The sequence below is a fragment of the Micromonospora sp. NPDC003241 genome (genome assembly GCF_053589795.1).
Map to the genome: position 1 here is coordinate 13097 of NZ_JBSFSO010000001.1, position 20550 is coordinate 33646.

The 20550-nt window shown below is 71.4% G+C and carries 15 protein-coding genes and 2 pseudogenes; 5 read left to right on the forward strand and 12 right to left on the reverse strand.

Translation table 11 applies throughout. The features are described 5' to 3' along the window. Positions 1–289 precede the first annotated feature (289 nt). Entirely contained in the window at positions 290–658 is a 369-nt protein-coding gene (locus tag ACWDVW_RS00065; RefSeq protein ID WP_449942873.1) for a chorismate mutase, read from the forward strand. A gap of 396 nt (positions 659–1054) precedes the next feature. Here the strand turns inward: ACWDVW_RS00065 and ACWDVW_RS00070 are convergent, their stop codons facing one another. The 7 genes from ACWDVW_RS00070 to ACWDVW_RS00100 all read right to left on the reverse strand — a co-directional run bounded on the left by ACWDVW_RS00070 (position 1055) and on the right by ACWDVW_RS00100 (position 9352). After that, positions 1055–2065 carry an ABC transporter ATP-binding protein gene (locus ACWDVW_RS00070; RefSeq protein WP_350692744.1) on the reverse strand — a complete coding sequence of 337 codons (1011 nt, stop codon included), beginning with the start codon at positions 2063–2065 and terminating at the stop codon, positions 1055–1057. Next, positions 2058–3095, reverse strand: a complete 1038-nt coding sequence (locus ACWDVW_RS00075; protein ID WP_449942876.1) for an ABC transporter ATP-binding protein — start codon at positions 3093–3095, stop codon at positions 2058–2060. Before ACWDVW_RS00075 ends, ACWDVW_RS00070 begins: the two co-directional genes overlap by 8 nt. An 86-nt stretch (positions 3096–3181) precedes the next feature. Further along, positions 3182–4120: an ABC transporter permease gene (locus ACWDVW_RS00080; protein ID WP_449942878.1), complete on the reverse strand. Its 939-nt coding sequence runs from the start codon at positions 4118–4120 to the stop codon at positions 3182–3184. A gap of 157 nt (positions 4121–4277) precedes the next feature. Continuing rightward, positions 4278–5288, reverse strand: coding sequence for an ABC transporter permease (locus tag ACWDVW_RS00085; protein WP_131053632.1), 1011 nt, complete (start codon positions 5286–5288; stop codon positions 4278–4280). Positions 5289–5388: 100 nt separating this feature from the next. Beyond that, on the reverse strand, positions 5389–7026 hold the full coding sequence (locus ACWDVW_RS00090) for a peptide ABC transporter substrate-binding protein (protein WP_449942881.1): 1638 nt from the start codon (positions 7024–7026) through the stop codon (positions 5389–5391). Positions 7027–7400: 374 nt separating this feature from the next. Next, complete coding sequence (locus ACWDVW_RS00095; RefSeq protein ID WP_350692752.1) at positions 7401–8087, reverse strand: response regulator transcription factor; 687 nt, start codon at positions 8085–8087, stop codon at positions 7401–7403. Continuing rightward, the gene (locus ACWDVW_RS00100; protein ID WP_449943482.1) at positions 8084–9352 is read right to left on the reverse strand and encodes a PspC domain-containing protein; all 1269 of its coding nucleotides are present in this window, start codon (positions 9350–9352) and stop codon (positions 8084–8086) included. Before ACWDVW_RS00100 ends, ACWDVW_RS00095 begins: the two co-directional genes overlap by 4 nt. Before the next feature lie 362 nt (positions 9353–9714). On the opposite strand from ACWDVW_RS00100, the gene ACWDVW_RS00105 reads away from it, so the two are divergent. The 3 genes and pseudogenes from ACWDVW_RS00105 to ACWDVW_RS00115 all read left to right on the forward strand — a co-directional run bounded on the left by ACWDVW_RS00105 (position 9715) and on the right by ACWDVW_RS00115 (position 13102). Further along, entirely contained in the window at positions 9715–11292 is a 1578-nt protein-coding gene (locus ACWDVW_RS00105; RefSeq protein WP_449943485.1) for a PspC domain-containing protein, read from the forward strand. Beyond that, positions 11289–11561: pseudogene (locus ACWDVW_RS00110) on the forward strand (hypothetical protein); the annotation flags it as partial. The gene ACWDVW_RS00105 and the pseudogene ACWDVW_RS00110, both read left to right, overlap by 4 nt. Positions 11562–11854: 293 nt before the next feature. Further along, positions 11855–13102, forward strand: a complete 1248-nt coding sequence (locus ACWDVW_RS00115) for a phosphatidylserine decarboxylase (RefSeq protein ID WP_449942884.1) — start codon at positions 11855–11857, stop codon at positions 13100–13102. Positions 13103–13162: 60 nt separating this feature from the next. Here ACWDVW_RS00115 and ACWDVW_RS00120 read toward each other — a convergent pair whose 3' ends face one another. From ACWDVW_RS00120 to ACWDVW_RS00130, 3 genes are all read right to left on the reverse strand, one after another. Beyond that, positions 13163–14080 (reverse strand): CDP-alcohol phosphatidyltransferase family protein, encoded by a 918-nt coding sequence (locus tag ACWDVW_RS00120; RefSeq protein ID WP_449943488.1) that lies wholly within the window; start codon positions 14078–14080, stop codon positions 13163–13165. A 364-nt stretch (positions 14081–14444) separates the two neighbouring features. Continuing rightward, positions 14445–15350, reverse strand: coding sequence for an NUDIX hydrolase (locus tag ACWDVW_RS00125; RefSeq protein WP_449942887.1), 906 nt, complete (start codon positions 15348–15350; stop codon positions 14445–14447). A 54-nt stretch (positions 15351–15404) separates the two neighbouring features. Beyond that, positions 15405–16352, reverse strand: coding sequence for an NUDIX hydrolase (locus ACWDVW_RS00130; protein ID WP_350692758.1), 948 nt, complete (start codon positions 16350–16352; stop codon positions 15405–15407). 144 nt (positions 16353–16496) lie between these two features. Between ACWDVW_RS00130 and ACWDVW_RS00135 the strand changes: the two are divergent. Next, a pseudogene (locus tag ACWDVW_RS00135) lies at positions 16497–16799 on the forward strand (PspC domain-containing protein); the annotation flags it as partial. 313 nt (positions 16800–17112) lie between these two features. On the opposite strand, the gene guaA reads toward ACWDVW_RS00135, so the two are convergent. Beyond that, complete coding sequence (gene guaA, locus ACWDVW_RS00140) at positions 17113–18669, reverse strand: glutamine-hydrolyzing GMP synthase (RefSeq protein WP_396741580.1); 1557 nt, start codon at positions 18667–18669, stop codon at positions 17113–17115. A gap of 99 nt (positions 18670–18768) precedes the next feature. After that, positions 18769–20463, reverse strand: a complete 1695-nt coding sequence (locus ACWDVW_RS00145; RefSeq protein ID WP_449942891.1) for an FAD-dependent oxidoreductase — start codon at positions 20461–20463, stop codon at positions 18769–18771. Positions 20464–20550: the final 87 nt, after the last annotated feature.

Consider the following 20550-nt stretch of genomic DNA (forward strand, 5'->3'; position numbering starts at 1 on the left):
TCCCCGCCCCACGCCGCCGCCCCGTGAAAGGAAGGGTCCCCTACTAACGCCTCGTGCATAGGAAGGGTCCCTTCCTAACCGGTTTCCTTGCGCGGCGACGGCTGCTGCGGGCATACTCGACGGCGTGATCGACCAGCGCTTCTACTTTTACTACGGCCCCGGGAGTCCGGCAGCCGTAGGTCGCGCCTGATCGACAAGACCTACGAAAAGCCCCGGGCTCTCGGAGTCCGGGGCTTTTGTCGTCCCGGGATCCGGGCACCGGGCACCACACCGTGAGAGGTACCCGAAGATGACAGACGTGATGGAGCAGAACGGCGTCCCAGGCGAGTCCGGCACGGCCCCGAACGGCACCGGCGCGGGGGGCAGCACCAGCCCCGGCGCGGACACCCCGGGCACCGGGACCGCGGAACCGGGCGCCGCCGCCCGCATCGCCGACATCCGGGTACGGATCGACGAGATCGACCGCACGATCGTCGAGCTGTGGCAGGAGCGGGCCGCACTGTCCCGCGAGGTCGGCGCGACCCGGATGGCCTCCGGCGGCACCCGGCTGGTGCTCTCCCGGGAACAGGAGATCCTGGAACGCTTCCGGGTCGCCCTCGGTGCCGACGGCACTCAGTTGGCGCTGCTGCTGCTGCGGGCCGGTCGCGGCCCGCTCTGACCCGGGCAGGTCGATCGGAGTGGCACACTGGGGACCGGCCGTCCCCGTGAACGGGCGCCGGGCCGACCGTGGACGACCCGGCCGTGGCGGCCCGGACACGGCAGCCCGGACACGGCAGCCCGGACACGGCAGCCCGGACACAGCAGCCCGGACACAGCAGCCCGGACACAGCGCGGCCCGGAAGCGGCAGCCCGGACACAGCGGCCTGGAAGCGGCAGCACTGACACAGCGGCCTGGAAGCGGCAGTCCGGGCGCCAGGGCAGTCCGGGCACGGCGGCTTGGACGCGGACCGGGGCGCCGGCCGCTGGTGACGGCCGACGCCCCGAATCACTGAGGAGGCACTACCTTCACCGCCGCTCCCGGTGTGGATGACCGGCCACGACGGCGTCTGCGTGGCTACTCCGTCGCGTGCACCACGTCGCGTACCTCGGCGAAGTGGCAGGCGCTCGGGTGGCCGGACTTGTCCCTGATCTGCAGCAGTGGCTCCTCTTCCGCGCAGACGTCCTGGGCCTTCCAGCAGCGGGTGCGGAACCGGCAGCCGGACGGCGGGTTGGCCGGCGACGGCACGTCGCCGGTCAGGACGATCTGGTCACGGTGCCCACGCAGCTTCGGGTCCGGCACCGGCACCGCCGACAGCAGCGCCTGGGTGTACGGATGCGTGGGCGTCTCGTAGATCTGGTCCTCGGTGCCGATCTCGACGATCTTGCCGAGGTACATCACCGCGACCCGGTCGGCGATGTGCCGCACCACGGACAGGTCGTGGGCGATGAAGATGTACGACAGGCCCAGCTCGTTCTGGAGCTTCTCCAGCAGGTTGATCACCTGCGCCTGGATGGATACGTCCAGCGCCGAGACCGGCTCGTCGCAGAGGATGATCTCCGGGTTGAGCGCCAGCGCCCGGGCGATGCCGATACGCTGCCGCTGGCCGCCGGAGAACTGGTGCGGATAGCGGTTGATGTGGTCGGGGTTCAGACCGACCAGCTCCAGCAGCTCCTGCACCTTGGGCCGGCGCTGGCCCTTCGGCACCACGTCCGGGTGCACCTCGAACGGCTCGCCGATGATGTCGCCGACGGTCATTCGCGGGTTAAGCGAGGTGTACGGGTCCTGCATCACCAGCTGGATGTTCCGCCGGCCCCGACGCCGTGCCTCGGCACCGACCTTGGCCATGTTCTTGCCCTGCACGAACAGGTCACCGGAGGTCGGCGTCTCCAGACCGACGAGCAGCCGGGCCAACGTCGACTTGCCGCAACCGGACTCGCCCACGATGCCGAGGGTCTCGCCGCGCCGCAGCTCCAGGTTGATCCCGTCGACCGCGCGGACCGCGCCGATCTGCTTCTTGAAGACGATGCCCCGGGTGAGCGGGAAGTGCTTGACCAGGTCGCGGGTCTCCAACACCACGTCACTCATCGCCCTTGACCTCCTTCCAGAAGTGGCACGCAGCCGTCCGGCTCGGCGACACCTGGTACAGCGGCGGCGCCGGGTCCTGCTTGCAGACGTCCTGGGTGTACCGGCACCGGGGGTTGAAGGCGCATCCGCGCGGGATGTTGGTCAGCGCCGGGGGCAGACCCTTGATGGCGCTGAGCTCCTGGCCCTTGAGGTCCAGGCGCGGGATCGACTCCAACAGACCCTTCGTGTACGGGTGGGCCGGGCTGGCGTAGATGTCGTTCACGCCGGCTTCCTCGATGACCCGACCGGCGTACATGACGGAGATCCGGTCCGCCACGTCGGCCACCACACCCATGTCGTGGGTGATCAGCACCAGCGCCATGTTCCGTTCCCGCTGGAGCTCGGCGAGCAGGGCCATGATCTGGGCCTGCACGGTCACGTCCAGCGCGGTGGTCGGCTCGTCCGCGATCAGCACCTCAGGGTCGAGCGCCAGCGCCATCGCGATCATCACGCGCTGCCGCATACCACCGGAGAACTGGTGCGGGTAGTCGTTCACCCGCTGCTGCGCCGCCGGGATCTTGACCAGGTCGAGCAGTTCGACAGCCCGGGCCTTGGCGGCCTGGCGGGACATGCCCCGGTGCTTACGGAACAGCTCGGCGAGCTGGAACCCGACGGTGAAGACCGGGTTCAGCGCGGAGAGCGCGTCCTGGAAGATCATCGCGATCCGGTTCGCGCGCACCTTACGACGCTCGGACTCCGGCAGCTTGAGCAGGTCGACACCCCGGTACAGGATCTCCCCACCGGTGACGAACCCGGGCGGGCTGTCCAGGATGCCCATGATCGCCTGAGCGGTCACGCTCTTGCCGCAGCCCGACTCACCGAGGATCGCCCGGGTCTCGCCGGCCCGCACATCGAAGCTCACCCCGTTGACCGCGCGCGCCACGCCGTTACGGGTACGGAACTCCACCTGCAGGTTCTTGACCTGAAGTGGCAACGCGTTCGGGTCGAGGCCCGGCAGCGCGTCCAGTTTGACGTTCACATCACTGCTCATGCCGACACTCCGCTTCGCTCCGCGCCGGCATGAGACACCAACGCGCTGAGCCTGCTGATTCGCTCGCTCCGCTCACTCATTCGGGATCACCGGAACTTCGGGTCGAGGGCGTCACGCAGTGCGTCACCCATCAGGATGAAGGACAGCACCGTGCCGACCAGCAGGCCACAGGGGAAGAGCAGCAGCCACGGGTCCTCCAGGAAGTAGACCTGGTGAACCGAAATCATGATGCCCCACGACTGCGCCGGCGGCTGGAGCCCGACACCGAGGAAGGTCAGCGTGGCCTCCGCGGCGACGAACGAACCGAGCACGATGGTGGCGTAGACCAGCATCGGGGCGATCGCGTTCGGCAGGATGTGCCGGAACATCAGCCGCGAGTTCCGGGCACCGACCGCCTTGGCCGCGTGTACGTAGTCCAGGTCCTTCGAGGAGATGACGCTGCCTCGGGTGATCCGGGCGATGGTCGGCCAGGCGAGCAGGAACAGCACGAGGGTCAGCGTCCAGATGTTCTGCCGCTTGATGACCGTGAGGAACACGATCGCGCCGAGCAGGAACGGCAGCGACAGGACGATGTCCATCACCCGGGAGATGATCGCGTCGACCCAGCCGCCGTAGTAGCCGGCGAGCAGGCCGAGTACGCCACCGACCAGCACGATGCCACCGGTCGCCATGACCGCGATGACCATCGACGGCCGCGCGCCGTAGATCGCGTGCGCGTAGTAGTCGCAGCCCAGGATGTCGTACCCGAACGGGTGCTCCCAACTGGGCGAGATCCGGGACCGGTCGGTGTTGCAGGCCCGCGGGTCCTGGCTGGTCCACAGCTTCGGGAAGGCCGCCATCGAGCCCACCACGAGGATGTACAGGGAAGCGATCATGAAGACCGGGTCGCGCAGCAACTGCCGCCGGGCGTCCGCCCAGAGACTGGCGCTGCGCTCCTTGCCGCCGACCGGCGCATCGGTCGTGGGGCCGTCACCGCCCACCGGTGCCCCGCCGACGGCGGCGCCCGCACTACTCAGGTCACTCATGCCGGCGCTCCGCTCCGCTGCGCGCCACCATGAGGCACCAACACACTGAGCCCGATGATTCGCTCACTACGCTCACTCATGCTCATACCTCGTTTCGCTCCACCGGCACCCGGGAGCGGTCGGAAGATCCTGCGTCGGCATCGTCACCACGGTCCGGTCACTCATAACGGATCCTCGGGTCGAGCACGGCGTACAGGAGGTCGACCAGCAGGTTGGCGATCAGGACGACCAGCACCAGCATGGTCACCACGCCGATCACCACCGAGGACTCCCCGGTACGCGCGGACATCGTCACCAGCCGGCCGATACCCGGCACGTTGAAGATGGTCTCGGTGACCACCGCGCCGGCCATCGCGGCGCCGATGTCGACGCCCAGGAAGGTGATCACGGGGATCAGCGAGTTCCGCAGCGTGTGCACACCGATGACGCGCTTGGTGGTCAGGCCCTTGGCCTTCGCCGTCCGGACGTAGTCGGCCCGGATGTTCTCCATGATGCTGGTCCGGGTGAGCCGGGCGGTGACCGCCAGCGACGTCGCACCGAGCACCATGCCCGGGATGATCAGACTCGCCCAGGGATAGTCGGGCTTGAAGCCGGGGCTGAACATGCCGGTGGAGATCACGTCGGGGATCCAGCTCTGGCCCCGCAGCACGTTGCCGAACTTGACGCCGACGAACTCCCGCACGATCAGGCCGAGCACGAAGATCGGCACCGAGATGACGAAGACCGTGCTGATCTTGACCGTGTAGTCGGCGAAGCTGCCGCCGCGCAGACCGGCGAGCACACCGGCGGCGATACCCACGACCGCCTCGAAGACGATGGCGATGAGCAGCAGCTTGAGCGTGAACGGAATGGCGTCCGCCACCAGGTCGGTGACCTCACGCTGGCGCAGGTTGATGCCGAAGTCGAAGTTCAGGAAGATGCCCTGCAGCCGGTCCAGGAACATCCCGAAGCAGGGGTTGCCCTTCTGGTCGAGGCAGGGGTCACCGTAGCCGAGTCGCTCGGTGATCGCCTCCAGCAGCGCGGGCGGCGGCGTCCGGTCCCCGAACAGCGCCCGGACCGGGTTCCCGCTGAACTGGATCGCCAGTGAAGTCAGGTAGTGGAGCAGGAACATGGTGCCCAGCACGGTGGGGATGAACTGGAGCAACCGTCGAATGACGTAGCGCCCCATGTCGGGGTCTCCTCTCGGCGCTGACGTGGCGGCAACGATCACCCTGGTGGGGAGACCGTTGCCGCCACGTCGTGTTACGGCAGGATCAGGCGGTTGAAGCTCAGTTCTGCTTCAGCGAAATCGCTGCGTAGTCGGCGTCCGAGACGGAGTTCCAGACGAACTGGTCGACGTTCTCGCTGTAGAGGGCACCAACCTTGTTGAACCACATCGGGATGACCGGCAGGTCCTCACCGACCAGGTCCTCCGCCTTCTGGTAGGACGGGATCGCGGCCTGGATCGAGTCGGCCGAGTCACCCTCCTTCATGGCAGCGTCGAACTCGGGGTTGCTGTAGGTCGAGTTGTTGCTGCCCGAGCCCGTGCCGTACAGCGGGTAGAGGAAGGTCTCCATGAACGGGTAGTCCGGACCCCAGCCGAGGCGGAACCCACCGGTGAACTTCTTCTGGTCGGCGGTCTCCAGGTACTCCGCGAACTGCAGGTTCACCCGCAGCTCGTAGTCGATACCCAGGGCCTCCTTGATCTGGTCACCGACCGCCTGCAGCCACTGGTCGTGGCCGGCACCGGCGTTGGCCCACAGGATCAGCTTCTCACCGGCCGGCCAGCCGCCGGCCTCGGCGAGCAGCTGCTTGGCCTTCTCGACGTCCTTCTTGGCGTACGGCGTGACGTTCTCCCGCGCACCCTCGAAGGTCGGGGCGACGAAGCCGGTGGCCGGGGTGAACCGGCCGTCGAAGACGGCGTCGATGATCGACTGGCGGTCGATCGACAGCGAGAGCGCCTGGCGGACCCGCTTGTCCTTGAAGTTGTCCTGGTAGAGCGGCATACCGACGTAGGTGAAGCTGTCACCCGGCTGCTCGTACATCCGGTCGGCGTAGGTGGCCTTGGCCTCCTTGTACCGGGCCGGCGGCACGGTGTACAGCACGTCCAGCTCGCCGGCCTGGAAGGCGGCATAGCCGGCGTCGATGTCAGCGAAGATGCGGTACTCGATGCGGTCCGGCTTGCCGGGCTCGCCCTTCCAGCTGTCGCTGCGGACCACGTTGATCGCGACGTTGTGCTGCCAGTTGCCGTCGATCTTGTACGGGCCGTTACCGATCGGCTTCTCGTTGCAGGCCGCGATGTCGGCGATGCAGGCCTCGGCCATCGGGAAGAAGCCCGGGTAGCCGATCGTGGTCGGGAAGCCGGAGAACGGAGCCTCCAGCTCGACGGTGAAGGTCAGGTCGTCGACCTTCTTGAGGCCGGACAGCTCCTTGGCCGTCGGCTCCGGGGCCTTCTGCGGGCCGTCGCCGTCCGGGTCGGTGGACTGGACGTCCTTGATACCGGCGATCCGCTTCATGAAGTAGCCGTTGTTCTGGGCGTTCGGGCTGTAGGCCGCGAAGTTCCAGGAACGGATGAAGGAGTCGGCGTTGACCGGCTCACCGTTGTCGAAGGTGTAGCCGTCCTTGATCTTGATCGTCCAGAGCTTCTGGTCGTCCGACTCGACCGACTCGGCCAGGTCCATCTCGACCGCAGCGCTCTCGGCGTTGTACTTGACCAGACCACGGAAGAGCGAACGGATCACGTACAACGACGGCTCGTCGTCACCGCCGGAAGGCGTCAGGAACGCCGGCTCCGCGTTGTAGACGCGCAACGTACCGCCGGCCTGGCCGCTCGACTCGCTGTCGTTGTCGCTACCACCGCCGCAGGCGGTGGCCAACATGGCGGTGGCGGTCGCCGCGACCGCCACCTTCAGGAATTTCCCGCGCATGGGAGTGCCTCCTCAGGGCGCTCGGCTCACGAGGGGGTTGTGAGGTGCCTGCCACTGTGACACCCGATGCGCCCAAGCCGAAAGGCGTGTTATCAACCCGATACCCGCCCGGGACGGCCTCGACATCGACCCGGAGCCCCGTCCACGCCACCCGACAGGCATGCTATGAGCTGCCCGTCAACGGCTTTTTCGCGCCCGAATGGCCGATTGCCGGCGCGGCCGGAACACCCCGAAGCATCGACCAGGAAACCTGAGGTGAATCCCGCCACGTCGCCCTGAATCCTAACCGAAAGGACGATGCCGATTCCAGACGGGAGACCGAATCAGTTCCTCGGGTGATCGTCTGCCCGAGGCCCGGACGAACCCCCGTCCGCTCACACCAACCGGCGGTCCGCGGCCCAGCGGGACAGCTCGTAGCGGTTGGACATCTGGAGCTTGCGCAACACGTTGGAGACGTGGGTCTCGACCGTCTTGATCGAGATGTACAACTCCCGGGCGATCTCCTTGTACGCGTACCCCCGGGCCAGCAGCCGCAGCACCTCGCGCTCGCGGTTGGTGAGCTGGTCCAGCTCGGGGTCGGCGACCGGGGCGTCGGGGCGGGCCGCGAAGGCGTCCAGCACGAACCCGGCCAGCCGGGGGCTGAACACGGCGTCGCCGTCGGCCACCCGCCGGATCGCGGCGGCCAGCTCGTCCGGCGAGATGGTCTTGGTGACGTAGCCCCGGGCACCGGCCCGGATCAGCCCGATCACGTCCTCGGCGGCGTCGGAGACGCTGAGCGCCAGGAACCGCACCTGCGGATGGCTGCGCCGCATCGCCTCCAGCACCGCACGACCGCCCCCGTCGGGCATGTGTACGTCGAGCAGCACCACGTCCGGTTCGGTGGCCGCGATCCGGCTGACCGCCTCGGACACCGTGCTCGCCTCGCCCACCACCTCCACGTGCGCGCCCAGCTCGGCGCGTACCCCGGCGCGGAACATGGCGTGGTCGTCGACCAGGAACACGCGCAGCCGCTCGGGTCCGGCTCCCGTCGGCTCGGCCGCTGGCGTCGACTGCTCGGTCATGATCTGTCCCTTTCCGCCGTGGCCGAGTCCCGACTGATCGGCAGGATCAGTCGCACCTCGGTCCCCTCCCCCGGCCCGGAGCGGATCTCCGCCCGGCCGCCGTGTCGCTTCATCCGCCCGATGATCGAGCCCCGTACACCGTGCCGGTGATCCTCCACGGTATCCGGATCGAAGCCCGCTCCCCGGTCCCGTACGAAGACGCTGACCTGGTCGGGTTCCACCTCGGCATAGAGCGAGACGGTCTGCACCCCGGCGTGCCGGGCGGCGTTCACCAGCGCCTCCCGGGCCGCGGCGACGATCGCACCGACCCGTTCGTCGGTGTCCCGGTCACCGACCACCACCGTCTCCACGGTGATCGCGAAGGTGTCCTCGACCTCGGCGGCGGCCTGCTCCAACGCGGCGGCGAACCGTTCGGTGGGCGAGGCGGTGGGCTTGTAGAGCCAGTTCCGCAGCGAGCGCTCCTGGCCCCGGGCCAGCCGCTGGACGGCCTTCACGTCACTGGCGTTGCGCTGGATCAGCGCGAGGGTGTGCAGCACCTGGTCGTGCACCATGGCCGCCAGCTCGGCGCGTTCCTGTTCCCGGATGCGTCCCTCGCGCTCGGAGCGGAGCTGGTTCCACGTCCGCCAGAGCACCGGCGCGGCCACCACCCCGACACCGGCCAGGCCGACCAGCGCGAAGATCACGCCGTTGATCACCGCGTCGAGGTTCTGCGCCGGGGAGTACACGGCGGCGACACCGATGATGCCGACGGCGACCAGTACCCCACCGCCGACGAAACGGAGCACGAAGGCCCGCCGGTCGCTCTCCTCCACCACCGCGCCGAGCCACGGCACCGGCATCGACTCGCCCCACTGCCGCCGCCGCTCGGGGGTCGACTGGTGCCAGATCACGCCGGCCCCCACCGCGATGATCGCGACCAGCCAGCCGGCGGTGCCCGCGGCACCCACCGAGTCGAAGAGCATCATCTGGACCAGCAGGACACCGAGCCCGATCGCCACGAACGGCAGCAACTGCCCGAACTCCCGCCGGGGCGGCACGGCGGTGTCTCCCGGCCGCAGCGGCACGACGGCCCAGAAGGCGGCGTAGAGCAGCAGGCCGAGCCCGCTCAGCCCGAGCAGCACCATGAAGGCGACCCGGACCCGGAGCACCGGGACGCCGAGGTGCTCGGCGATGCCGGTAGCCACCCCGGCGGCCATCCGGTGCTCCGGGGCCCGATAGAGGCGCGGTGGCTGACTGACGGTGCTGATCACGTACTCCCTGGTCAGGACGGATCGCGCCGGAGAAGGACGGTGCGGCGGCGCTGGTCCGATCGTCACACGCGCGGTGGTCGGCCGACCACGGGGACGCCCCGGACATCACCGCCCCACCGATCTCAGGGTGGGGTCAGGGTCGTCTCCGGAGGTCGCTCGGGTCCGCCGCGCAGCAGTATCGAGACATGACCGACGACGCTGCTCAGCCGCACCGGCCCGGGCCCACGGAGAAGGCACCGGGGCACGACGTCCCGGCGCCGGACGCGTCCGGACCACCGGGGGCCGTCCAGGACGGTCCCGACACCCCGGCCGCCGAGCCGGACGGTTCCGGCACCTCGGCCGCACCGCCACCGGCGGGGGGAACAGCCTGGGACGCGATGCCTCCGCCGGTCGGCACGCCACCACCCGCCGGGCCGGGGGGGCCGGGCGGGTACGGCGGGTCACGCGGGTACGGCGAGTCGGCGTACCCCGGTGGCCCGTCGGCCGCCCCACCACCCGGGGGGACCGGCACGCCACCACCCGGGGGGACCGGCGCGCCGCCGCCGTCGGACGGCCCCTGGTCGCACTTCGGCGGTGCCGGATTCACCTCGCGGTACGGGTTGGTCCGTCCCCGAGACGGCCGCTACCTGGCCGGGGTGTGTGCCGCCGTCGGTCGCGCCACCAACACCGACCCGGTGCTCTGGCGGGTGCTGCTCGCGGTGCTCGGCTTCTTCGGCGGCATCGGCATCCTGCTCTACGTCGCCGCCTGGTTGATCATCCCGGGCGAGGGTGACACCGCCTCACCGGTCGAGTCCATGCTCGGTCGGGGTCGGTCCAGCATGTCCCCGGTGACCGTGATCGTGCTCAGCATCCTGGTCGCGATCAGCTTCGGCTTCATCGTCACCGACGCCTTCCGCGCGGTGCTGCTCGGCGCGGCGATCCTGGTCGGCGGCGCGTTGCTGCTCAACCGCCACCAGCAGCGCGCCCCGCAGCCGGCGGGCGGAGCGTCGGCGCCACCTGCCGGACCACCCGGCCCGGTGCCACCGGTGAGCTATCCCGGCCCCGCCGGGTATCCGCCGCCGGCCGGTGGGTTCGGCCGCACCACTCCGGCGTTCGCCGCGCCGGCCGCCTTCCACGCGCCCGCCCCGGCACCCGCTCCGGGCGGGCAGACCGAGGAGCCGACGCGGTACCTGCCGCCGACGCCCCCGTGGCCGTCCATGGGCGCGCCGACGCCACTGGTGGTGCCGCCGACCGTGCCGCCGCACTCACCCACCTACCGTGCCCCGTTCGCCCCGCACGGCCCGTACGCCGGGCAGACCCCGGTGGTACCGCCGCCGCCCAGGCCCAAGCCGCCGAAGAAGCCCCGCGAACGCTCCGCCCTCGGTGCGGTGACCTTCTCGCTGATCTTCGTCGCGCTGGGTGTGGTGGGCATCCTCGACCTGCTCGACGTCTTCCACGTCAGCGCGTCGGCGTACTTCGCGGCGGTGCTCGCCGTGATCGCGCTGGGCCTGCTCGTGGGCACCTGGTTCGGCCGGGCCCGCTGGCTCATCGCCCTCGGTCTGGTGGCCTCCGCCGCGCTGGCGGTGGCCACGGTCGCCGAGTCGTACGACCGGGTCCGTGGGGTGGACGGCACCGTGACCTGGGCACCGACCGACCACCGCGAGCTCGCGGTGCGGTACGAGCAGAGCTTCTCCGACGCGGTGCTCGACCTGCGCGGGGTCGACTTCGACCAGAAGGACACCGAGATCACCGTGGTCATCAACTTCGGCGAGGCCACCGTGGTCGTTCCGCCGAACGTGGACGTGACGGCCAACGCGCATGTCACCGCCGGTGACGCCAACGTCTTCGGCCAGCGTGCCGGCGGCCTGGACAACCGGCTCACGGAGATCGTCGACCTCGGCGCGGACGGTGCCGGTGGCGGCAAGCTCCGCCTCAACCTGCAGATCAACGCCGGACACATGGAGGTGACCCGGTGAGGGTGCATCGCACGGACCTGGTGTCGTTCGCCTTCGGGCTGCTCTTCCTCCTGCTCGCCGCGTGGTGGCTGCTGGCCCAGGTGCTCGGCCTGGTCCTGCCGCCGGTGGGCTGGTTCCTGGCCGGCGGGCTGATCCTGATCGGTGTGCTCGGCCTGGTCGGCGCGCTGCGGTCCAGCCGGCACAGCTCGGCGGACGAGTCCACCGAGGCCGGTCCGACCGACCCGGTCGGACCGTCCCCCACCGGCCCGGACGCGGACCCGGCCGACGACCCGGTCACCGGGGCGGCACCGGGCCGGGCGGAGATGGACGACCAGACCCTCGATCTCCCCCACCCCGACGACACGTCGCCCCCGTCGCCACGGGGGCCCGCCGCCTGACCATGCGACGCTTGTCGTCAGCGGCCTATGCTGGCCGGTGTGCTCCCGCCTCCGTCGGCCGGTCCACGCCGCAGGGCGTCCTGCGCGGGCCGCCGGCTCGCGCGGGCCGTCCGTGGCGGGCCCGGCCCCGCCGCTGGCGGTGATCTCGCGACAGTCGCCTCTATCTCGTCAGGAGCCAGTTCGACATGACCCAGTCCCCCGCCGTGCGTGTCCCCGGGCGGTCCGGTCCGGTCCGCCTCGGCGAGCGTGCCGCCCGTACCCTCGTCGCCGAGTTCGCTCGGATCAACGACCCGAAGGCCGCCCTGCTGGTGGGCGCCGCCCCGGAGTCCGCCGTGCTGGCCGCGGCGATCGACGCGCTGCTGCCCGGCGACACCCTCACCCTGGTGCCCACCGAGCGGGTCAGCGCGACGGCGCTGCGGGAACACGTCACCGCCCAGGGGCGCTGGGTCGCCGACCGGGTCCGCGTGGTGGACACCCTCACCGAGGCCGAGCCCGCCACCGTCGTCGTCGCCGGTGAGCCGTTCGTCGGCACCGCGGACGAGACCCGGAGCGCCGTCGAGGAGCTGACCAAGTACCTCGCCGACGGCGGAGTGCTCACCGTCTCCACCGCAGTGGGCCGGACCGCCGGCGCCGCCGCCGAGCTGGAGCGGCAGGGCGCACTGCACGGCGTCGGCGCCGATCTGGTGCTGCTCAACTCGCCTCCGGTACGCGTCTACCGGCTCCGCTTCACGCCCGCCGACGCCGCGTCGGCGGAGCGCCTCGCCCCCGCCTACCGGCCGTCGAGCGTGCCGCTGACCCGCGACATGCACATCGACTCCAACGGCGTGGCCGCCGCCGGCATCGCCCTCGGGCTGGCCGCCCTGACCCGCCTGGCCCGGCCGAAGTCGAAGCTCTGGCTGCTGCCCGCGCTGGCCGCCGCACCCGTGGCCGCCTTCTTCCGCGACCCGCAGCGGGACGTGCCGGAGGACCCGTCGGCCGTGGTGGCCGCCGCCGACGGCGAGGTGCTGTCGGTGCAGCGCCTGCACGACGAGCGCTTCGGCGACGGCGAGTTCCTGCGGGTCGCCGTCTTCCTCTCGGTGCTCGACGTGCACGTCAACCGCGCACCGGTGGCGGGCAAGGTGGTGGACTACTTCGTCGCCGACGGCGGGTTCGTCAACGCGATGAAGCCGGACGCGGAGCACAACGTGGCCGCGTACACGGTGCTGGACACCGCGCACGGCACCGTCGTGGTGGCCCAGCGGACCGGGCTGATCGCGCGGCGGATCGTGCAGCGGGCGCCGATCGGCGCGCTGCTGGCCCGGGGCGAGCGGTTCGGCCTGATCCGGTTCGGCTCGCGTACCGATGTCTACCTGCCGGCGGATGCCGCCGAGCCGCTGGTCGGGCCGGGCGACAAGGTCGTCGGCGGGGCGAGCGTCATCGCCCGCTGGCGCTGAGCAGCACGAAGAAGGGGCGCCCCGGCCGGGGCGCCCCTTCTTCGTGCCATGTCGATCAGGTCAGATGATGGTGCGACGCTGCCGGAGCCAGAGCACCGGGCCGCTGACCAGGTAACCCACCACGATCAGCCCGAACGTGACCCGGATGTCGATCAGCGCGCCGAGCACCGGGGCCACCCAGATCCACGGCGGGAGCTTGACCAGCCGCGCGAGCTTGGCGTACGGGAAGCTGCTGACCATGGTGAAGGCGAGCAGCGCCACCCCGGCGACCTGCACCAGACCGGGCACCGGCAGGCCGATCACGACCATCAGGGCGAGCACGGCCGCCGCCATGGTGGTCGGCACGCCGCAGAAGAAGCGGCCGTCCTTGGGCGAGACGTTGAAGCGGGCCAGCCGGATCGCGGCGCACGCGGCGACCAGTGCGGCGGCCACCCCGGCGGCGGCCATCGGCACCTCACCGGCGAGCGAGGCGTAGACCACCACCGGCGCGGCGAGACCGAACGAGCACATGTCGGCGAGCGAGTCCATCTGCGCGCCGAAGGGGCTGGAGACCCCGAGCTTGCGGGCCAGCGCGCCGTCCAGGCCGTCGAAGGCGACGCAGGCGATGAGCAGCAGGGCGGCCAGTTGTACGTCGCCACGCATGGCGACGAAGATCGCGTTGATGCCCAGCACCAGGCTGGCCAGTGTGCAGGCGTTGACCAGGGCGAACTTCATCCGCCGGGCCATCGTCCGCTCGCCGGGGAGCAGCGGGATCGGTGTCTGGGCGCTCTCCTCGACCGGAGCCGGCACGACGGCGGGGCTGACCGGGGCGATTGTCTCGATCCGGGCGCGGTGGAACCGCTGCAGGCCGTACCGGCGACGCGGGCGGTCCTGGTACCTCGGCTCGGGCAGCACGTCAGCCGTGCCGCCCCCCTCCACACCTCGACGACCGACGCGGACCAACAGGACCTGGCGGGCGAGACTGCCGCTGCGGCGCAGCGGGCCCGTCCAGTTGCGTCCGGCGGGACGCGGGCTGTCAGTGGTACGACGCCGGCGCCATGGGGCTCTCGGCACGCTTCCTCCATCACCGGATCGTTGGCCGCCACCTGGGGCCGGCGTCCGGCTCTCTCGTGCCGGGTCTCTTCGACCCGGCAGCCGTTTTGCGGAGTACACCATTGCATAGGGGGACGGGGATTGGCGATAGCTACCGGCGGTACTTATATCTGCCTCAACCGCGCAAACCGCCGTCTTATTCCCATCTCGGACTTCCTGCCCGTTTTTGTTGTCAGCCCTGCCTCGACTGTACCGGAGCAGGTCATCACCGGCCTGGTGAGCAGTGGCCCGGGCAGCGACGCGACGCGCGTCACACGAGCGCGTCGAGCGCCCAGGAGGCGATCTCCGTCAACGGGAGTTCTCGCAGCTCAGGAGCGGTGAACCAGGCGGAGTCGGCGGTCGAGCCGCCAGCCAGTTCGGTCACCGCCGCAACGGTCGGAAGGTCGACCAGAACCCGGTAGACGACGCGGATCCCGTGCCAGTCGAGCGGATAGCCCTCCGGACCCAGCGCAGCCGGATTGTGCAGATTGTCCACTTCGATCAACTCGGTCACCCGACCCAGTTGTCCGGACTCCTCGACCAGTTCCCGTAGCAACGCGGTGACCGGCTGTTCGCCATGATCCGTACCGCCGCCGGGCAGGTGCCAGCGGCCGGCACCCGGATAGCCGTCCGCGATCAACGACAGCAACACCCGACCCGCCGGGTCGGTGACCACGCCGTACGCCCCGAAACGCTGCCGACGGTGGGGCTCGGGAGGCGGGAAGGGCGCCGTCCGACGCAGCGCCTGCGGCGGCAACGGGACCACCGGCAGACCGAGCGCCTCGGCGGTGAACGGCAGCAGCGGCAGCACGGACGCCTCGGCCGGGGTGAACCAGCGGGCGAGGTCGGTGCTGCCGACCCGCTCGGCGCGCAGCCGCCCGCCCAGCGGGGTCACGTCGAACAGCACCCGGTCGGTGTGCAGGGCCACCCCGAGGTCCGGATACGGCGTCACGTCCGCGACCACCGCCCGCAGCCCCGTCACCTCGACGGTCAGGCCGGTCTCCTCGGCGACCTCGCGGACCACCGCGTCGGCGGGATGCTCGGCGTGCTCCAGGCCGCCGCCGGGCAGCGACCACACCGCAGGGAAGTCCGCCGCCGCCGAGCCCCGCACCAGCAGCACCCGCCGCTCGGCGTCCCGCAGCACCCCGTACGCCCCGACCCGCCGCACCTGTTCCACGCCCCCGACCCTACGGCCTGTTCCGCCACCGCCCGGATCGTCAGGCGTCAGGCATCAGGTCAGTCGAGCCGCCTGCACGGCCTCCGCCGTGACCTCGGTGAGGCGGTCGGAGGGCAGGGCGCCCAGCTCCTCCCGCGCGAACCAGCGGGCCTCACAGGTGGAACCACCGACGTCGGCGACGGTGGGCGGGGCGGGCTTGTCCACCACGACCCGGTAGAAGGCACGGACGCCGTGCCAGTCGATCGGATAGCCCTCCGGGCCGAGCGAGGCGGCGTCCCGGTGGCTGGCGACCCCGAGCAACTCGACCAGCCGCCCGTCCTGCCCGGTCTCCTCGACCAGTTCCCGGATCAGCGCGGCGCCCGGCTGCTCGCCGTAGTCGGTGCCGCCGCCGGGCAGGTGCCAGCAGCCCGCACCCGGGTACCCGTCGGAGACCCGGGTCAGCAGCACCCGCCCGTCCGGGTCGGTGACGACGGCGTACGCGGCGAAGCGCTGTGCCCGGTGCAGCCCGTCCGGGCCGGGCACCGCATAGAAGGAGGGGAACTCCGGGGCCTCGTCGGGGACGATGTCCGCCGAGGAGGCGGGCAGCCCCAGTGCGCGGGCCGTGAAGGAACGCAGCGGCAGGTGCTGCGCCTCCTCCCGGGTGACCCAGCGGGCCAGGTCGGTCGGCCGGTCGACCCGGTCGGTCAACGAGCCGCCCCGGACCGAGACCCGATAGAGCAGCCGGTCGGTGTGGATGGTGATGCCCCGCTCGGGCAGGGCACGCATGTCGGCCAGGACGTCCTGGAGGCCGGCCACGGCCACCGACAGCCCGGTCTCGGCGGCCGTCTCGCGGACGACGGTGTGGTGGGGGTCCTCGCCGTGGTCGACAGCTCCACCGGGCAGGGACCACGTGCCGGGTGTGCCGGAGCGCTCCGATGCGCGGACCAGCAACACTCGGTCAACCGAATCAGCACAGACTGCATATGCCGCGATCCTGCGGAGCGGCTCCAGCATGGTGGTCACGGAGCCAAATTCTCCCCGTGTCCGGTTACCGCAGCGGAAAAGAGTCGGATTCCTGACTGATCACTCGCCCCTGAGGGGCAGGTCAGGGTAGGACTCCGGGCCATCACCGAGGTCGATGGGCGTCGCGACGCGGACCGTGGAGTCATGACTTCCACATCGCAGGCCCCGTACAAGCAGTTGCGCCGCCCGACCACCGACCGGATGATCGCCGGTGTGGCCAGCGGCCTCGGCCGGTACTTCGCCGTCGACCCCACCCTGGTCCGCGTCGCCTTCGCCGTCGGCACGCTGCTGACCGGCGGTATCGCCGCGCTCGCGTACCCGGTCATGTGGTTCCTGATGCCCGAGGAGCCGGCCGACGCGCCGGCCTGGCCGCACCCGGCGGGCGCGGCGCCCTACGCCGCACCGCCGCCCGGACCGGCCGGTGGTCCGCCGCACCCCGCCTGGCCCTTCCCGGGCCCCGGAGCGGCACCCACCGGCCCGGCACCCACCCCGCACGCGGCGCCACCGGCCCCGCACACTCCGCACCCGACGGCGGTCCCGCAGGAGGCTCCGCACGCGGCGACCGCCGCACCGGGAGCGCCTCCGGCGACACCGCCCGCGTCGCCGACTCCGGACGTTCCGCAGGCGACCACCGCCGCGCAGGGGTCGTCGACGTCAGTCGCCGCACCGGGACCGGTCGTCGAACCGGGGCCGGAGGCCGGGCCGCAGCCGACCCCCGGGACCTCGCCTCAGCCGCCGGAGAGACCGGCCGCCTGAGGCGTCACTCCCACTCGATGGTGCCCGGCGGTTTGCTGGTGACGTCCAGGACCACCCGGTTCACCTCGGCGACCTCGTTGGTGATCCGGGTGGAGATCCGGGCGATCACGTCGTAGGGCAGGCGGGACCAGTCGGCGGTCATCGCATCCTCGCTGGAGACCGGGCGCAGCACCACGGGGTGACCGTAGCTGCGCCCGTCGCCCTGTACGCCGACACTGCGCACGTCGGCCAGCAGCACCACCGGGAACTGCCAGACGTCGCGGTCCAGCCCGGCGGCGCTGAGCTCCTCGCGGGCGATGAAGTCGGCCCGGCGCAGCAGGTCCAGCCGCTCCCGGTCGACCGCTCCGATGATCCGGATGGCCAGGCCGGGACCGGGGAACGGGTGCCGCCAGACCATCGCCTCGGGCAGGCCGAGCTGGAGGCCGAGCGTGCGGACCTCGTCCTTGAACAGCGTGCGCAGCGGCTCGACCAGGGCGAACTTGAGGTCCTCGGGCAGCCCGCCGACGTTGTGGTGGCTCTTGATGTTGGCGGTGCCGGTGCCGCCGCCGGACTCGACCACGTCCGGATAGAGGGTGCCCTGCACCAGGAACTCGACGTCACCGTGTGCGGCGACCTCCCGGGCGGCGGCCTCGAAGACCCGGATGAACTCCCGGCCGATGATCTTGCGCTTCTGCTCCGGGTCGGTCACCCCGGCCAGCGCGCCGAGGAACCGGTCCGCCGCGTCGACCACCTTGAGCTTGATGCCGGTGGCGGCGACGTAGTCCTTCTCGACCTGCTCGGCCTCGCCCGCGCGCAGCAGGCCGTGGTCGACGAAGACGCAGGTGAGCTGGTCACCCACGGCCCGGTGCACCAGCGCGGCGGCGACCGCGGAGTCCACCCCGCCGCTCAGACCGCAGATGACCTCCTTGTCGCCCACCTGCGCGCGGATCCGGGCCACCTGCTCGTCGATGATGTTCTCGGGAGTCCAGGTCGGCTCGATCTCGGCGATCTCGTAGAGGAAGCGGGTCAGCATCTCCTGCCCGTGCGCGGTGTGCCCCACCTCGGGGTGGAACTGCACACCGGCCCGCCGACCGGCGAGGTCCTCGAAGGCGGCGACCGGCGCACCGGCCGACTCGGCGGTCACCGTGAAGCCCTCCGGCGCCTCGGTGACGCAGTCGCCGTGGCTCATCCAGACCGGCAGGTCGGCCGGGAGGTCGCGGAGCAGCACGCCCGGGTCGAGCAGGCGGGGCCGCAGCGGGGTGCCGCCGTACTCGCGGTTGCCGGTGCGGGCCACCGTGCCGCCGAGCGAGCGGGCCATCGCCTGGAACCCGTAGCAGATGCCGAAGACCGGCACGCCGGTGTGGAACAACCCGTCGTCCACCTGCGGCGCGCCCGGCTCGTAGACGCTGGACGGGCCGCCGGAGAGGATGATCGCGGCCGGGTTCTTGGCCAGCATCTCGGCCACGGGCATGGTGTGCGGGACGATCTCGGAGTAGACCCTCGCCTCGCGTACCCGGCGGGCGATCAGTTGGGCGTACTGGGCACCGAAGTCGACCACGAGGACAGGACGCGGCAGGCTCATGTGCACGAAGCCTACCGACAGTCACCGGTCGGCCCGGCCGCGCCCTGCGTGCTCCCATCGACCGTCGCGTGACCGGCGCCGAGGCGGCCCGGAGCCGCCCTAGTCGGGCAGGGCACCCGGCGCGCCGGGCGGCACGGCCGGACGGTGCGGGCGGACCGTCGCGAGCCGGCGGTACGGCGTGCCGAGCGGTGGACGAGGGTCCGCCTCGCCCCGGTTGGGCCAGAGCGACGTCGCGCGTTCGGCCTGGGCGGCGATGGTCAGCGACGGGTTGACCCCGAGGTTGGCCGAGACGGCGGCACCGTCCAGCACGTGCAGCCCCGGGTGGCCGAAGACCCGGTGGTACGGGTCGACCACCCCGTCGGCGGGGGACGCGCCGATGACCGCACCGCCCAGGATGTGCGCGGTCATCGGGATGTCGAACGGCTCGGTCAGCGCGCCGCCCGGCGTACCGTCGATCTCCTCCGCCAGCAGTCGGGCGGCCCGGTGACCGGCGGGGATCCAGGTCGGGTTCGGTGCGCCGTGACCGGGGCCGGAGACCAGCCGGCCACCGAACGGACCGCGCCGCCACCGGGTGGTCAGCGAGTTGTCCACCGCCTGCATGACCAGCGCGATCACGGTGCGTTGCGACCAGCCGCGTACGGAGAGCATCCGCGCGGCCCGGCCGGGATGCCGGACGAGCTGCCCCACCCAGCGACGGACCCGGTGCGGCCCGCCCTCGACCAGCAGCGTCTGGAGCAGCCCCATCGCGTTCGCGCCCCGCCCGTACCGGACCGGCTCGACGTGGGTCTGCGGGTCGGGGTGGAACGAGCTGGTGATCGCCACCCCCTCGGTGAGGTCGACCCCGCGCGACCGGGCCTGCCGGCGGGTCATCGAGGCGCCGAGGATCGCCTCCGAGTTGGTGCGGGTCAGCTCACCGAGGCGGGAGGAGAGTCCGGGCAGCGCGCCGACCGCCCGCATCTCGTGCAGCAGCCGCTGGGTGCCCAGCGCACCGGCGGCGAAGACCACCTGGTCGGCGTCGATCACCTGCCGACGCCGCCGCAGCCAGGCCCCGCTGCGCTCGGTGTGCACCCGGTAGCCGCCCTCGACCGGCCGGACCTCGGTCACCGTGGTCAACGGGTGCACCTGGGCACCGAGCCGTTCGGCCAACCAGAGATAGTTCTTGACCAGCGTGTTCTTCGCGCCGTGGCGGCAGCCGGTCATGCAGGCGCCGCAGTGCGTACAGCCGGTGCGGGTGGGACCGGCACCCCCGAAGTACGGGTCGGCGACCGACTCGCCGGGCCGCCCGATGTGCACGCCGACCGGGGTGGCGTGCACGGTGTGCCCCACCCCCATCCGCCCGGCCACCCGTCGCATCACCCGGTCCGCCGGGGTCACCAGCGGGTACTCGGTCACCCCGAGCATCCGCTTCGCCTGGTCGTAGTGCGGGGCCAGCTCGGCGCGCCAGTCCGTGACGTCCCGCCACTGGGGATCGTCGTAGAACGCGTCCAGCGGCTCGTAGAGCGTGTTGGCGTAGACCAGCGACCCGCCGCCGACACCGGCTCCGGACAGCACCAGCACCCCACCGCCGACTCGCCGGTCGGCGGCCCGCAGCAGGGTGAGACGTTGCAGGCCGAGGCAGCCCAGCCGGGGCGCCCAGAGGAACCGGCGCAGCCGCCACGAGGTCCGGGGGAACTCGTGGTCGGCGAACCGCCGACCGGCCTCCAGCACGCCGACCGAGTAGCCCTTCTCGGCCAGCCGCAGCGCGGCGACGCTGCCGCCGAAGCCGGACCCGATCACGACCACGTCGTACCGCATGCAGGCATCATTACTCGTGAGTAGATCTCGCGCCAGGCGCGGTTTTCGCGCCATCATGCAGCGCACCCGACCGCCGTGGGCCCGACG

Bases quoted from the DNA above. Each gene is read 5' to 3' on its own strand.
- ACWDVW_RS00065 (WP_449942873.1), top strand. From the start codon at position 290: ATGACAGACGTGATGGAGCAGAACGGCGTCCCAGGCGAGTCCGGCACG.
- ACWDVW_RS00105 (WP_449943485.1), top strand. From the start codon at position 9,715: ATGCCTCCGCCGGTCGGCACGCCACCACCCGCCGGGCCGGGGGGGCCG.
- ACWDVW_RS00090 (WP_449942881.1), bottom strand. From the start codon at position 7,026: ATGCGCGGGAAATTCCTGAAGGTGGCGGTCGCGGCGACCGCCACCGCC.
- guaA (WP_396741580.1), bottom strand. From the start codon at position 18,669: ATGAGCCTGCCGCGTCCTGTCCTCGTGGTCGACTTCGGTGCCCAGTAC.
- ACWDVW_RS00075 (WP_449942876.1), bottom strand. From the start codon at position 3,095: ATGAGCAGTGATGTGAACGTCAAACTGGACGCGCTGCCGGGCCTCGAC.
- ACWDVW_RS00070 (WP_350692744.1), bottom strand. From the start codon at position 2,065: ATGAGTGACGTGGTGTTGGAGACCCGCGACCTGGTCAAGCACTTCCCG.
- ACWDVW_RS00080 (WP_449942878.1), bottom strand. From the start codon at position 4,120: ATGAGTGACCTGAGTAGTGCGGGCGCCGCCGTCGGCGGGGCACCGGTG.
- ACWDVW_RS00095 (WP_350692752.1), bottom strand. From the start codon at position 8,087: ATGACCGAGCAGTCGACGCCAGCGGCCGAGCCGACGGGAGCCGGACCC.
- ACWDVW_RS00085 (WP_131053632.1), bottom strand. From the start codon at position 5,288: ATGGGGCGCTACGTCATTCGACGGTTGCTCCAGTTCATCCCCACCGTG.
- ACWDVW_RS00115 (WP_449942884.1), top strand. From the start codon at position 11,855: ATGACCCAGTCCCCCGCCGTGCGTGTCCCCGGGCGGTCCGGTCCGGTC.
- ACWDVW_RS00145 (WP_449942891.1), bottom strand. From the start codon at position 20,463: ATGCGGTACGACGTGGTCGTGATCGGGTCCGGCTTCGGCGGCAGCGTC.